The organism is Marinobacterium sediminicola (assembly GCF_022343685.1).
Lineage (GTDB): Bacteria > Pseudomonadota > Gammaproteobacteria > Pseudomonadales > Balneatricaceae > Marinobacterium > Marinobacterium sediminicola.
In genome coordinates this window covers 2,165,241-2,179,219 of record NZ_CP092123.1, presented here as the reverse complement: position 1 = coordinate 2,179,219, position 13,979 = coordinate 2,165,241, and the positions used below count along the sequence as shown (strand labels likewise).

The following is a 13,979-nucleotide window of genomic DNA, read 5'->3' as shown; positions in this document are numbered from 1 at the left end:
GGCCTGACTGGAAAAACACCCGGTACGCGAGGCGTATCGGGTGTTCGAGAGTTTGTTCAGTGTTATGACTCAGTGATCAATCGACCAGTTCGGGCTCCATGATCTGTACCGCCTGTATATGCCGGGCGGGATTGTCAAAACGTTCCTCCAGCATTGCCCAGCGCTCTTTTGCCTGTGCAAGGTTTCTCTCCTTCACGTGACCAAAGCCCTTGATCTGCTGAGGTACGGCCGCTATCGCGATGGCTGTTTGCAGATTGTCGGTGCTGAGATTGACGATAAGCTTCTCGATCCGTTTGCGGTATTCAATGATCAGCGCGCGTTCCTGCTTGCGCTCTTCGCTGTAACCGAACAGGTCCAGTTTGGTACCACGCAGGCCCTTGAGGCGGCTCAGCAGCTTCAGGGCACCGTACATCCAGGGGCCGAACTCTCGTTTTTTCAGGTGGCCGGTTTCCGGATCACGCTTGGACAGCAGCGGTGGTGCCATGTGGAACTTCAACTTGAAGTCCCCCTGGAACTGGCGCTTGATGTTAGCCAGCCAGGCGCCGTCGGTATAGAGGCGCGCCACCTCATACTCGTCCTTGTAGGCCATGAGCTTGTACAGACTGCGGGTAACCGCTTCGGTCAACGCAATGCTGTCCTGCTGGATGGCGGTTTCGGCTCTGCGGACACGCTCAACCAGTTCGCGGAAGCTGGCGGCGTACTTCTTGTCCTGATAGGCGATCAAATCACGCTCTCGACGCTCGATCATCTGGTCAACGTTATCAGACAGAATGCGCCACTCCGGAGTGGGGAAGCCCTGCTCCATAAGCTTTTCGATCTGCTGCGGGTTATGCGCCATCAAACGCCCCAGCTTGAACGCACGCAGATTGTAGGGTACCGCTACGCCGTTCTTTGCGATTGCTGATTCCAGCGATTCGAGCTTGACCGGCAACCATCCCATCTGGCAGGCGTATCCAAGCAGCATTATATTGGCGCCGATGGTATCTCCGGTCAGGCGCAGGGCCACGTCGGTAGAGTCAAAGAAGTGTGCATTGCCCTTGCCAGTGAAACGTTCAATCGCTTCACGCATGGCCTTGACCGGAATATGAAAATCACCGTCGCGGGTGAACGCGCCGGTCACGGTTTCATGCTCGTTGACCACGGCCTGGGTAACATCGCGGCGCAAACGGGACAGGCCTTCATTGCTGGCGCTGGTGACGATGTCGGCACCGATCAGCAGGTTGGCCTTGCCGCGTGACAGGCGAGTGGCGTTGAGATCATCGACGGAGTCGCCGATCTTCAAGTGGCAATACACCGCTCCGAACTTCTGTGCCATGCCGGTCAGGTCGAGAACCTGAGAGGCCTTGCCTTCCGATTGGGCCGCTTCCCCCATCAGCGAGGAGATGGTGACAACCCCGGTACCACCGATACCGCAGACCAAAGCACCAAAAACACCCTCGGAGCTTGCAACGGCTGGTTGTGGCAGATCAGTGAACATGTCTTCGGCGATTTCGATCCCCTTGCCCTTGGCCAGATCGCCACCTTCTATGGTGACAAAGCTGGGGCAAAACCCGTTAACGCAGGAGAAGTCCTTGTTGCAGGCCGACTGGTCAATGATGCGTTTGCGGCCCAGTTCGGTTTCGACCGGTTGTACCGACAGGCAGTTGGATGCCTCACCGCAATCGCCGCAACCTTCACACAAACGGTAGTTGATGTAGGCGCGTTTGGCAGGATCTTCAGCCTGGCCGCTCTTGCGGCGCCGGCGCAGTTCGGTGGCACAGGTCTGCTCATAGATCAGAACAGTGACTCCGGGTGTCGCCTCGAGCTCTTTTTGTACCTTTATCAGGTCGTCACGGTGGTACAGGTCGGTCCCGGCGGCAAAGCGATGCTTGTCGAATTTGCCCGGGTCTGCACTGACGACGACGACACGCGTGGCGCCTTCCGCCTTCATCTCATGGGTGATCGCTTCGACACTCAGTGGGCCGTCGAAGGACTGGCCGCCGGTCATGGCGACGGCATCGTTGAACAGGATCTTGTAGGTGATGTTGATGTTGGACGCGATCGCCTGACGAATAGCAACGGAGCCGGAGTGGTAGTAGGTACCATCACCCAGGTTGACGAAAGCATGCTGCTGATCGACAAACGGGGCCGCACCCGCCCAAGTGGCACCTTCACCACCCATCTGGGTATAGCTGACGCCGTCACGCTCCATCAGGTGAACCAGATAGTGGCAACCGATACCGATCAGCTGATTGGCGCCCTCTGGCACTTTGGTTGAGCTGTTGTGCGGACAGCCGGAACAGAAATAGGGGGTGCGGTCCACGTTTTCACGCGGCACCGCGATCTCGGTATCGGTGTTATCCAGTACCTGCATCCACTGCTGCATGGATTCGGTGGCATTATCCTTGCCGAACCAGTTGACCAGCACGCGGGCGATCATGGATGGCGTCAGCTCGCCGTTGGATGGCAGCTGTTCCTTGCCGTCGTGATCACGTTTGCCCAGAACACGCGGACGCAGTTCGACAGGCATATCATACAGCACATCCTTGACCTGGGTTTCCAGGAACGGCCGGGACTCTTCCAGCACGATCAGCTCATCGACGGTCGCGGCGAATTCACGCAGCAGGCTCTCTTCCAATGGCCAGATGCAGGCCACCTTGAATACGGCCAGTCCCAGCGCGTCACGCTGCTGCTGGTCAATACCCAGGTCTTCGAGGGCCTCCAGAGTATCGAGATAGCTTTTCCCTGCCGAAACGATACCCAGACGGCGCTTGCTGGCGTCATGAGTCACCTTGTTCAGCCTGTTGGTACGGACGAATGCCTTGACTGCCGGAATGCGGGCCGCTGTCATGCGATAGTCCTGGTCCACGGACTTGTCCGGCCAGCGGATATGTACGCCGCAGTCGGGAATGTCGAAATCGTCTGGTAATACGGTTCGGGTACGGGCCGGATCAACATCGACCATATACCAGGACTCAGCGATGTCAGAGACCGATTTGACCGCAACCCAAACACCGGCATAGCGCGACAACTGATAACCGATGAGGCCGTAGTCGTAGATGTCCTGTACTGAAGAGGCGTGGAACACCGGGATGCACAGGCCGGACAGAACATGTTCGCTCTGTTGCTGGATACTGGAGGAACGGCTCATCGGGTCGTCACCGACAGCCATTACCACGCCACCGTTCTTGTGCGTACCCCAGAGGTTGCCATGGTGCAGGGCGTCAGCGGCGTGATCAACGCCTGGTCCCTTGCCGTACCAGAGACCGAACACGCCATCAAATTTGCTGGAATTGAAAAAGTCGATCTGCTGTGAGCCCCAGACTGCCGTGGCGGCCATCGCTTCGTTGACGCCGGGGTTGAATTTGATATTGCGTGCCGCGAGAGCCTTGCCGACTCTTTTGGCATCCTGATCGAAGTGGCCGAAAGGAGAACCTCGGTAGCCGGAAATGAAGCCGGCTGTGTTGAGTCCCGCTTCCCGGTCACGGCGGTGCTGTTCAAAAGTAAGACGAAGGTAGGCCTGGTTGCCGGACATGAATACCGGTCCATCCTGCTGAACGTAGGTCTGCTCTGGTGTTTTCTGGGGTGCGGACATGTTTTCTTTCCATTGAAATGCGCAAATTTTTTGACCGGCAGCTACGAAAGCGAGGCCGGTCCTGATGCAGGGGCCTGTTTGGAATCATTCCATTGCTTGCTTGACCTTCAGGGGAATCGGCTTGACCACGCCCTCACCCGTAATGATTTTCTCACCTTGCTCGTCAAAGCATTCGGTACTCAGCGTGACGGTGTTGGTGTCACTGTCGATCGCCTTGACGGTAACCACAGCGCGATAGAGTCGACCAAAAAAGGCAGGACGCAGGAACTCGACACTTTGCTTGAGCCAAAGAGTCCCAAGCCCCGGCATCTCCATGCCAAGCAGTCCGGAGAACTGCGCGACTGAAAACATGCCGTGTGCAACACGTTCCCGAAAGATACTGTTGGCAGCGTAAGCTTCGTCATGGTGGGCCGGGTTCCAGTCTCCCGAGATTTTTGAAAAGGTGACTGCATCGTCGTAATGGATGCTGTATTCCTTTTCGGCAGACATGCCAATCCTGAGATCGGCAACTGTCATGCAGGCTTTTGGCTGGGGTCGTTCCATTTGTTTTCCGTCCTTCGTCAGTTGCTGAACAGGAGTTGGCAAAGACTGAAGTGAGCAGTTGTTTGCGACTAAAGTCTTATCTCAATCCTATACAAGTTTCCTGACAGATAATGCGGAAAATCAGAGGTAACGACGGGAACTCAGGATGCCATTTTCAGGATCGATGTCGGTCGAATGTTGCTGAAACCCTCGGTATCGAAACACAGAGGGTTTTGGGGGCAGGAGTGTGAAAGATCGTCTCCAGAGCATTAAGCAGGGGAAGGGAGCATGGTTAGATTAGTGAAGAGTCAGTCGGTTAGGCTGAAATGATCACTGCGGTACGCAAGCCCTCCTTGCCGAAGCGGGCCATGCGCCAGAATCTGCTGCGAGGCACGGGTACATTCTGCGTATCCAGCAGGGTCTTCTCCTCATCCTCATCCACCTCAGGATCGTGCAGGTACACGTAATGTTCATCCATACCCGTGATGACAACCCAGTGTGGACTCTTCTGGCGGCTGAAACTCCAGCAGCTGATCAGCATCAGCGCATAGGCACCGGATGACAGTGCCTGTTCCAGCGCTTCCAGACTGATCTCTTCATCATGCTCCGGAATCCCGGCGGCCTCGACCTGCTCCTTGAAATCCTGATGGACCAGTTCCAGTACCTCTTTTTTGAGCTCGGTACGGACGCCATGGATGAACAGGGGGCCTTCACGGTTGATGTACAGTTCGACCTTGAAGCCACGTCGAGCAGCGGCCAGTGCCAGCCCTCGCGGACCGCAGCCGCCATGACCGGTGGTCATGAAAATGGAGGTGGCTTCTCGCCAGATCTGTAACTCGTGACGGCGGTCCATCTGAATATCGGGGTTGAGTGCTTTCATCGCCATCAGCAGTGAGGCCGGGCCACAGGTGAAGGGCAGCGTCTGACCATACCAGGGGACAACACCCGGCGCCTGGGTTCTGACCGCCAGTATGCGTTTCTGGAATCGCAGAGCCGGGGCATGATCGGCGTAGTAGTCGCTATACATGCCGAACTGACGGTAGCCGAGTTTGCGATACAGCCGTATGGCACTGTCATTGTCGGTGCGAACTTCCAGTCTCAATGCCAGGCAATCCTGTTCCAGCGCCGCAGTTTCAGCAGCATGCATCAGTCGCTGAGCTACACCAAGACCACGCATCTCCCCATTGACGGCCAGTGAATAGATTCGACCCAGTGAGGTGCCGCGATGGAACAGTACCAGAATATAGCCGGCCAACGCCGCTGCTTCGGCTTCGGCGACAATCAGTGCACAGTGCCCGCGCTTGAGCATCCAGCGAAACTGGCGTCGGCTGATCCGGTCTTCGGTAAAACATTGCTGCTCCAGGTGGAGCAGTGCAGGCAGATCGTTGAGAGTAGCGGGACGTAAACGGACACTTTCGGACATGGTGGTGATCCGCAGGGGTGAGAAGTACTAGGCTAATGCCAGAGCCCCTTGTCTGTCAGCAGAGCGAGAAAATATTTTTTCGCGCAGATTGCACGCCCGCTGAAACAGCTTGATAGTGGGCAAGAGTTAAACATAGCAGGATGCCGCATGACCAAGCTGATGATTATCGTTGACAGAAAAGAGGACTGGCAGGCGTTTTATCCTGCCGAGCAGTTGCTGAGTGCCCATGAATATCTGGCGCAGGGCAGCCGGAAATCCCGCACGCCGGTACAGATCATCAATCTCTGTCGTCATTACCGTTACCTGAGCTACGGTTACTATACCTCTTTGCTGGCCGAAGCGCGGGGCCACAAGGTAATCCCTTCGATTCAGACCATCAACGACCTGGGCCGCAAATCCATTTATGGTCTCAGCATGAAGGACCTGAACCTGACGCTGGGCAAACTGGTCAGCAAGCACAGCAGCCTGCGTGAACAGCTGGAGGCCGACCAGCGCCTCAAGGTGACGATCTGTTTCGGTCAGACGCTGTTTGCGCCGCTGCAGGATTTGGCACGCCAGCTTTTCGAGCAGTTTCCCTGCCCGATTCTGCATCTGACTTTCCGCAAGGGAGACGCCTGGGAAATTGAAACCGTTAAGGCCGGAGGCCTTAATCAGCTGCAGGAAGCGGAGGAAGATCTTTTCGCGTCCGCTATCGATGCCTTCAGTCGCAAGCTGTGGCGCAAGCCGGTGGCGCGCAAGAAGTATCGCTACGATCTGGCCATTCTGGTGGACCGTGAAGAACAGCAGCCACCCTCGGATGCACTGGCGATCAAGCGATTCATCCGCGCAGGGCGTCAGCTGGGCATCGACGTTAGCCTGATCGGCAAGAAGGATTTCGGTCACTTGGCCGAATATGATGGTTTGTTCATCCGTGAGACCACGTCGATCAGTAACCATACCTACCGTTTCGCCAAAAAGGCCGAACGTGAGGGGTTGGTCGTCTTCGATGATCCTACCTCCATTATGCGCTGCTGCAACAAGGTGTTTTTGTCGGACCTGTTGGCGACGAACGGGGTGGAGATGCCGGAAACGCACCTGTTGTACAAGGACGATCGCAAAGAGCTGAAGGCGCTGGCTCAGTCGCTGAGTTATCCGCGGGTGATGAAAATCCCCGATGGAGCCTTCTCCAAGGGGGTGGTCAAGGTCAATTCCGCTGAAGAGTTGATCAGTCAGGCAGAGACGTATTTCAAGCAATCGGCCATCGTGCTGGTTCAGGAGTTCATGTATACCGAGTACGACTGGCGTATCGGTATTCTGAACAACAAGCCGCTGTATGCCTGCAAGTACATGATGACGCGTGGACACTGGCAGATTTACAACTACAGCAGCGGTGATACCGAGTCCGGTGATTTTGAAACGCTGCCGATCCATGAAGTCCCGGCCAAAGTGGTCAAGACCGCATTGAAAGCCACAAAAATGATTGGTGATGGCCTTTACGGTGTGGATCTTAAGCAGTCGGGTGACCGGGTGGTAGTCATTGAAGTGAACGACAATCCCAGCATCGATTCCGGGGTGGAAGACCTGTACCTGAAGGACAGTCTGTACCGAATGATTATGGAAGAGTTCCTGCGTCGAATGGAGAGACGCAGGCTCGGTATTGGGCACTAGGGTTTTTGTGATAGCCACTTATGGTGTTGAATTGCTGAGATAAACCATGAAAAGAGGGTACGAAAACAGTACCCTCGGTGCCGAAATTCAGAAGCCCGGCCATTCGTCCTTGCTGCCCGGGCCAGATGACAAGGAATATGTGTGAAGTTTGATCCCCCACTGGAAACGGTCACTCTGCTGAAACGTTACAAGCGATTTATGGCTGACGTTCGGCATGAGGATGGCAGCGAGATGACGGTTCACTGCCCCAATACCGGCTCCATGAAAAACTGTGTTCTGCCCGGTGTGCTTCAGCCCGCATTGATCTCGGACAGCGGCAATCCCAAACGCAAGTATCGCCATACACTGGAAGCTGTGCAGGTTGCCCACGGGCATTGGGCCGGCGTCAATACCGGTCGTACCAATGCCCTGGTGGAAGAAGCCATACGGGCCGGCTTGATACATGAACTCTCGCCCGCTAGTGGCGTGGAACGCGAAGTTCAGTATGGCGATAGCCGGTTCGACCTCGCATTGGGTTCTCGCGCCGAGCCCCACACCTTTATCGAGGTCAAGAACGTGACGTTGGGCCCGGGTCCGGAGGATGAGGATGACGGCATCATTGCCTTTCCCGATTCGGTAACCGAGCGTGGGCAAAAGCATCTGCGCACTCTGATACAGGTGGCCGCTGAAGGCAGAACAGCCGTCCTGTTGTTCTGCGTGCAACACAGCGGCGCCCGAGCGGCAAGGCCAGCCGATGAAGTGGATGCTTGCTATGGTCAGCTGTTGCGACAGGCGGCGCAGGCTGGTGTGAAGGTGATGGCTTGGAAAGTACGCATAGGGCCAGATAGTTTCACGCTTGAAAAGCCAATCCCGGTTCTGCTCTGAGAGCATCATTTACGTTCATCACAGTGAAAGCATTTGCCCGCTTTGACCGTAATGAACTGATAATGTGATACAGAATGGCCGGGCTTTTGGTGATTTCCCGTATTCAGATCAATGGATATAGCTGATCTGCCTGCCTTAAGGTGTCTTTAAGTGTCAGGATTTGTCAGAATTACCATTAAGCCGACGTTCATTTCCGGTGCTCTGGATTGCCTTTGAACATCGGGAATACTCATCTTCGAGAAGCAGTCGCACATGAAGTACATTCTGATTCTCCTGTTGGCCTGGTTTTCCCTCCCGGTCAATGCTCAATCCGATCGTAACCGTCCTGTCTACACCGTCGGGGTTGTCCCGCAGTTTGCCCAGCGAAAGCTTTTTGATATCTGGCAGCCGATTCTGCAGGCACTTGAACATGAACTGGATTTCGATCTGGAACTGGTTGGAAGTCCCAAGATTCCCGTGTTCGAGAAGAAGTTTCTGGCGGGGGAGTACGACTTCGCCTACATGAACCCCTACCATATGCTCAAGGCTCATGACTCTCAGGGCTATGTGCCGCTGGTGCGTGATGGTTCGCGTCAACTCAAGGGCGTGCTCGTTGTTAAGCATGACAGTGCTTACCAGAGCGTTGCTGATCTGAACAAGAAAATCATCGCATTTCCTTCACCCAATGCTCTGGGGGCCTCGTTGTTGATGAGGGCCGATCTGGTCGGGTTGCATGATCTGGAGTTTTTCCCCCGCTACGTGCAGACGCACAGCTCGGTCTACCTGAATGTCGCGCTGGGCCAGACTGAGGCCGGCGGCGGGGTGTTGAGCACCTTGCAGAAACAGCCTCCTGAAGTACGAGAGCAGCTGCGCGTCATTTATGAAACCCGAGGTATACCGCCGCATCCACTGTCGGCGCATGCCCGTGTGCCTGAAGAAGACCGAGAAGCCATGCGGCAGGCGTGGCTTAAGCTGGCCAAGACCGAAGCGGGTCGTCAACTGATGGCCCGGATACCCATGTATCAACCGATTCATGCCGATTTGGATGAATACTTGCCCATGCGTGAGTGGGGGCTGGACAGGTTCTATATCGTTGAATAACGCCATGATTGGACAGTAAAGATGGGACTGCGCGCCAAGTTCACACTGCTGTTGGCCATTCTGGCCTGCCTTTTTCTTGCCTATGTGCATTTCTGGGTTGCTCCACAAATGAGCAATCGCGCGCTAGTGATTGAGGAAAATGCACATCGTGCACAGCTGAGCCTCACGGCGGAAGCAATTATTCCACCACTGCTCGAGAATGATCTGGCCAAGGTGTATGAACTGCTGGACGCTATTCGCTACGACAATCCGAGTTGGGTCGAACTGCAGCTGTTCTCCTCGGAAGGGGGCAGGCTGTATCCGCTGATGAAACCGTCCGTTGTTGATGGCCATTTCCCGCAGCTTTATCTTGAGCAAGCCGTCGGTTTTTTGCAGCCGCCCATTGCCAGGCTACAGCTGGCAGTGGACATGACCGAGAGCAGGCAGGCCGCCATCCAGTTTGAAACCTCCTTATGGACGGCTTTGCTCCCATTTATGGTGTTTCTGCTGGCAGTGATCTGGCTAAAGGTCGAGTGGATCATTCGACGTCCCATTGAACAGATGGTCCGGGCTTCGCGCCAGCTGGTCAGGGGCAGCTTTGACCACCCGGTTCCCAGTCACAAGCGTGATGAACTGGGTGAATTGGCACGTGCCTTTGATGACATGCGTGCATCCATTGAGCGTCACCATATCAATATTGCCGAAGAACTTGATCAGCAGCGCAAGCGTGCTTTGCTGCTGGAACAGGAAAAGCAACTGGCCGAATTTGATGCCATCCACGATGCGCTTACGGGGCTGCTGAACCGTCGTGAGCTTGAACGTCAGGTCAAAATTGCACTGGACGAGGTGCAGAGTCAGCACTGGAAACAGCATGTGTTGCTGTATATCGACCTGGATCACTTCAAGGCGGTCAATGACAACTGTGGGCATCAGGCGGGTGATCAGCTGCTCTGCGACATCAGTCGAGTCATGCGAGAGCGAATTCGTGAGAAAGATTTGCTTGCTCGTGTGGGAGGTGATGAGTTTGCGATCCTGTTGAAGGACTGCCCGCTAGAGGTTGGTGTTCGCATTGCCAACGATATTTGCAGTGCTGTGCATGACTATCGATATGTATGTGAAAAAGGCAGCTATCAAGTCGGCAGCAGTATCGGTGTGGCGCCCGTATTACCCGAAAATGCCAGTCTTGAGCATATGATAGCGGTTGTTGATTCAGCCTGTTATGCAGCCAAACGCAGGGGGCGCAATCGGGTGGAGGTTGCTGTGGGTGAAGTGCTGAAAAAAAGTGATCAGGTAGCGTGAAGCAGCCGGAGTGTTTCGCAAGGCTCCGGCTGCAGGCACGTTTATTGACGTGACAGCCACTGGTCCGTGCTGACAACTTCAGCATAGGCAAATGCCAGTGCGGCCATGAAGGCGGCATGGACCTGAGCAGCGGGAACATGTACGCCATTGAATTCAAGGTCCAGTGTGGCACAGGCATCATGGATCAGTGTGTTACTGTAGCCCAGGTCGGCTGCCGCACGTGTGATGGCGTCGATACAGATATGGCTCATCGCGCCCGCAATCACCAGCTGAGTGATCCCTTCGCGCTGGAGCAGCTCCCGCAACTCGGTGCCCTTGAAGCCGTTCACCTCGTGTTTCAGAATCTGGAACTCACCATCGGCCGGCGACAGGCTCTCATGGATGTGTGCCCCTTCGCTGCCGGGTGTAAAGAACGGAGCGTCGTTCGAGGCAAATTCATGACGGACGTGGATGACTGGCTGGCGACTTTCGCGGAATGACGTCAGCAGGCGGGCAGTATTGCCGGCGGCGGCCTCGATGCCCCTGAGTGTCCATTTGCCGTCGGGGAAATAGTCGTTCTGCATGTCGACGATAATCAGTGCGGTCTTGCTCATCATGTTGTCCCTGTTGATTGGCTGTCGCCCATCCTAGCGGTCCCTGTTAGGCTGTGCGGGTGTCACAACTGACAATAACAAGGCTGAAACTGACATGCCTCAGACAATCCATGTCGCTATCCTGACGATTCCCGGTACGGCCATGTCGGCCGTTTACGGCCTGATAGACCTCTTTCATACGGCAAACCGTATTCTTGCCGAGCTGCAGCAGGCACCAGAACTCAGCTTCCAAAGTGCATGCTGGCAGCTTAATCAGGGCCGGCTGTGTCCTCCTGAGGATGCGGATTCACGGCCGTCGCTGGTTATCGTGCCGCCAGTACTGGACGGGCACGTTTATCTGGACCCTCAGCCCGAGATCTGTGAACGACTGCAGGGGTGGCATCGACAGGGGGCCATCATCAGTTCTGCCTGTGCCGGCTCTTTTTTGCTGGCGCAGGCAGGGCTTTTGCAAGGGCGAAAGGCAACGACCCATTGGCAGCTGGAGGGGGCCTTTCGGTATGCCTATCCTGAGATCGAATTGGATACCGACGCCATGTTGCTGATGGATTCGGACCTGGTGACAGCCGGAGGTGTGATGTCATGGATGGATCTCGGGCTTCACCTGATAGGGCGTTACACGCCACCATCCGTCATTCAGGCGATGGGGCGTTTTCTGCTGGTCGATACCGGAGTGCGGCAGCAGAGTTATTACCGAAGTTTCATGCCGGTACTGGATCATAGTGATCGGGCGATACTTTCGGTTCAGCACCATATTCACCGTGACTTCGGCAAGCCGCTTTCAGTCAGCCAGATGGCGGCCCAGGCAAACCTGTCCGAGCGTACCTTCATTCGTCGCTTCTCTAAGGCCACTGGACTCAGGCCAGGCGAATATCTGCAGTTGCAACGGGTGCATAAGGCACGGGAGCTATTGGAAAATTCGGCAACGACCGTTGAGAGAGTGGCGTGGCAGGTCGGCTATGAGGATGTGGGAGCATTCAGGCGCATGTTTCAGAAGCAGACCGGCCTTACACCAAGCCATTACCGAGAGCGTTTCAGTCGTAATGGTGTCGGGCCAGGGGATTCCGTCAGTGTGCTGAGCTGAGCCTTAGTGCAGGCTCATCCTCATGACGCTATGATGAACTGACGAATGTTCTCATCAAAGGGACTGGCCATGTGGGCGGCACTCTGGCTGATTGTTTACCTGTCTGTATTCGTCTGGTCGGCATGGCAACCGGCTGATCTTGTCATCTGGTTTCTGGAAGTGCTGCCCGCGATTCTGGCGCTGCTGATTCTGGCGTTGACTCGGCAGCGATTTCCGCTGACACCGCTGGTATACCTGCTGTTACTCGCACACTGTGTCATTCTGATGGTGGGTGGGCACTACACCTATGCCGAGGTTCCCTTGTTCGACTATCTGCGGGACCTGACCGGGGGGATCCGCAACAACTACGACAAGCTTGGCCATTTTGCTCAGGGATTTGTTCCGGCCCTGGTTGCAAGAGAGCTGATTATTCGGTTGCAGCTGATTAATGGAAGGCTTTGGTCAAACTTCTTCATTCTCTGTTTCTGCCTGGCCGTGAGCGCCTTCTATGAATTGATCGAATGGTGGGTAGCGCTGCTGTCTGAAGAAGCGGCCGAATCTTTTCTGGGCACTCAGGGATATGTCTGGGATACCCAGTCTGATATGGGCTGGGCACTGTTCGGGGCGTTTCTGGCGCTTTTGCTGCTTGGACGCTGGCATGACCGGCAGATCCGGCAACTGAGCTCGGCAGGCAGGGCAGGGTAATCAGAGACTGATCTTGCCCTCAGCGCGCAGTGGCTTCAGTCAGGTCTTGGGTCCAGGTTTGTTGCGTTGCAAAGTAAAGAATATTAATCCTTGCCAACAGGACAACCAACCCGCTACCGTTCAATGTTGCCCAACCTGTCATGATACTGTTCTGAATCGGCGGTAACATACTGATTCAGAACTTGTACAACCTCACCCAAGGACATTGGCCCCATGTTGAATTTTCGAACAGTCGCTTCCGTCGCTTTGGCCGCTTCCCTGCTGTTTGGAGGTGCTTTTGCACATGCCGATACACTGGAAGAGGTAAAACGTCATGGGGACATACGCTGTGGAGTGTTTCCTGATGATCCCGGGCGCAGCGCCATTGACCTGAATGGCGAGTGGCAGGGTTTTTATGTGGACTTCTGTCGTGCGACGGCGGCCGCTTTGTTCGGGAATCCCGATCGTGTGCAGTATGTCGAGGTCGATGCGACGACCCGTTTCACCACTCTGCAACACCGGCAGACGGATGTGGTGATGTACAGCACGACCTGGACCATCGGGCGTGAGAACCGTTATCAGGTTGCTTTTCCGGCGATCTACCTGTTTGATGGTCAGGGTGTCATGGTGAGAGAACACTCAGGCATTGAGCAGCTGCAAGACCTGAGTGGCAAGACCGTTTGTGTTACTGAAAATACCTCGACCCATCAGAATCTGGTGAGTGTGTTGGCGCGTCACAAGATCGATGCGCAGATTCAGTTCAGTAATGGTGACAGCTTTTTTCGTGGACACTGCGATGCCTACAGTGCCGATCGCATGAACCTGGCCACCAACAGGGCCAATCGTGCGGACGATCCGAAAGCCTATCGCCTGCTGCCCGACAATCTGTCGCGTGAGCCCATAGGACCAATGGTGCGTAACGATGATCCCCGTTGGCAGCGAATCATACGGGCTGTGGTGGAAGGTCTGATTCTGGCAGATGAAAAAAGGATTTCCCGAGAAAATGTGGCCTATATGCGTGAGCGCAGTTCAGATCCTGAAGTGCAACACCTGTTGGGAGTAACCGGCGATTTTGGCTCACAGTTAGGACTGCGGGATGACTGGGCCTTTCAGATGCTGGCCAGCGTGGGCAACTATGGCGAGATCTATCAGCGACATTATGGCCCGGGAACGCCGATCAATGTGGAACCCGGGTTTAATCAACCCTGGTCACGCGGTGGCTTGCTCTTTGCTCCCTTGTTTAGATGAATCTAC

General features: G+C 55.3%; 11 protein-coding genes. 7 read left to right on the top strand and 4 right to left on the bottom strand.

Going from position 1 to position 13,979, the window contains the following annotated elements; all coding sequences use genetic code 11:
- Window positions 1-76 precede the first annotated feature (76 nt).
- The 3 genes from LN244_RS10090 to LN244_RS10080 form a co-directional block, all read right to left on the bottom strand.
- A complete protein-coding gene (locus tag LN244_RS10090; protein WP_239039664.1) occupies window positions 77-3,574 on the bottom strand; it encodes an indolepyruvate ferredoxin oxidoreductase family protein in 3,498 nt (1,165 codons plus the stop codon).
- An 84-nt stretch (window positions 3,575-3,658) separates the two neighbouring features.
- On the bottom strand, window positions 3,659-4,117 hold the full coding sequence (locus LN244_RS10085) for a MaoC family dehydratase (RefSeq protein ID WP_239039663.1): 459 nt from the start codon (window positions 4,115-4,117) through the stop codon (window positions 3,659-3,661).
- Window positions 4,118-4,412: 295 nt separating this feature from the next.
- Window positions 4,413-5,519 (bottom strand): GNAT family N-acetyltransferase/peptidase C39 family protein, encoded by a 1,107-nt coding sequence (locus tag LN244_RS10080; RefSeq protein WP_239039662.1) that lies wholly within the window; start codon window positions 5,517-5,519, stop codon window positions 4,413-4,415.
- A gap of 147 nt (window positions 5,520-5,666) precedes the next feature.
- Between LN244_RS10080 and LN244_RS10075 the strand changes: the two genes are divergently transcribed.
- From LN244_RS10075 to LN244_RS10060, 4 genes are all read left to right on the top strand, one after another.
- Window positions 5,667-7,166, top strand: a complete 1,500-nt coding sequence (locus LN244_RS10075) for a RimK family protein (RefSeq protein ID WP_239039661.1) — start codon at window positions 5,667-5,669, stop codon at window positions 7,164-7,166.
- A 141-nt stretch (window positions 7,167-7,307) separates the two neighbouring features.
- Window positions 7,308-8,030 (top strand): DNA/RNA nuclease SfsA, encoded by a 723-nt coding sequence (sfsA, locus tag LN244_RS10070; RefSeq protein WP_239039660.1) that lies wholly within the window; start codon window positions 7,308-7,310, stop codon window positions 8,028-8,030.
- Between the two features lie 252 nt (window positions 8,031-8,282).
- Window positions 8,283-9,110, top strand: coding sequence for a phosphate/phosphite/phosphonate ABC transporter substrate-binding protein (locus LN244_RS10065; RefSeq protein ID WP_239039659.1), 828 nt, complete (start codon window positions 8,283-8,285; stop codon window positions 9,108-9,110).
- 21 nt (window positions 9,111-9,131) lie between these two features.
- Window positions 9,132-10,388, top strand: coding sequence for a diguanylate cyclase (locus LN244_RS10060; protein WP_239039658.1), 1,257 nt, complete (start codon window positions 9,132-9,134; stop codon window positions 10,386-10,388).
- A 41-nt stretch (window positions 10,389-10,429) separates the two neighbouring features.
- On the opposite strand, the gene LN244_RS10055 is transcribed toward LN244_RS10060, so the two are convergent.
- The gene (locus tag LN244_RS10055; RefSeq protein ID WP_239039657.1) at window positions 10,430-10,981 is read right to left on the bottom strand and encodes a cysteine hydrolase family protein; all 552 of its coding nucleotides are present in this window, start codon (window positions 10,979-10,981) and stop codon (window positions 10,430-10,432) included.
- 94 nt (window positions 10,982-11,075) lie between these two features.
- Here LN244_RS10055 and LN244_RS10050 point away from each other — a divergent pair, with 94 nt between their 5' ends.
- The 3 genes from LN244_RS10050 to LN244_RS10040 all read left to right on the top strand — a co-directional run bounded on the left by LN244_RS10050 (window position 11,076) and on the right by LN244_RS10040 (window position 13,973).
- The gene (locus tag LN244_RS10050) at window positions 11,076-12,062 is read left to right on the top strand and encodes a GlxA family transcriptional regulator (protein ID WP_239039656.1); all 987 of its coding nucleotides are present in this window, start codon (window positions 11,076-11,078) and stop codon (window positions 12,060-12,062) included.
- Between the two features lie 45 nt (window positions 12,063-12,107).
- Window positions 12,108-12,746 carry a DUF2238 domain-containing protein gene (locus LN244_RS10045; protein WP_239039655.1) on the top strand — a complete coding sequence of 213 codons (639 nt, stop codon included), beginning with the start codon at window positions 12,108-12,110 and terminating at the stop codon, window positions 12,744-12,746.
- Between the two features lie 213 nt (window positions 12,747-12,959).
- Entirely contained in the window at window positions 12,960-13,973 is a 1,014-nt protein-coding gene (locus LN244_RS10040; protein WP_239039654.1) for an amino acid ABC transporter substrate-binding protein, read from the top strand.
- Window positions 13,974-13,979 lie beyond the last annotated feature (6 nt).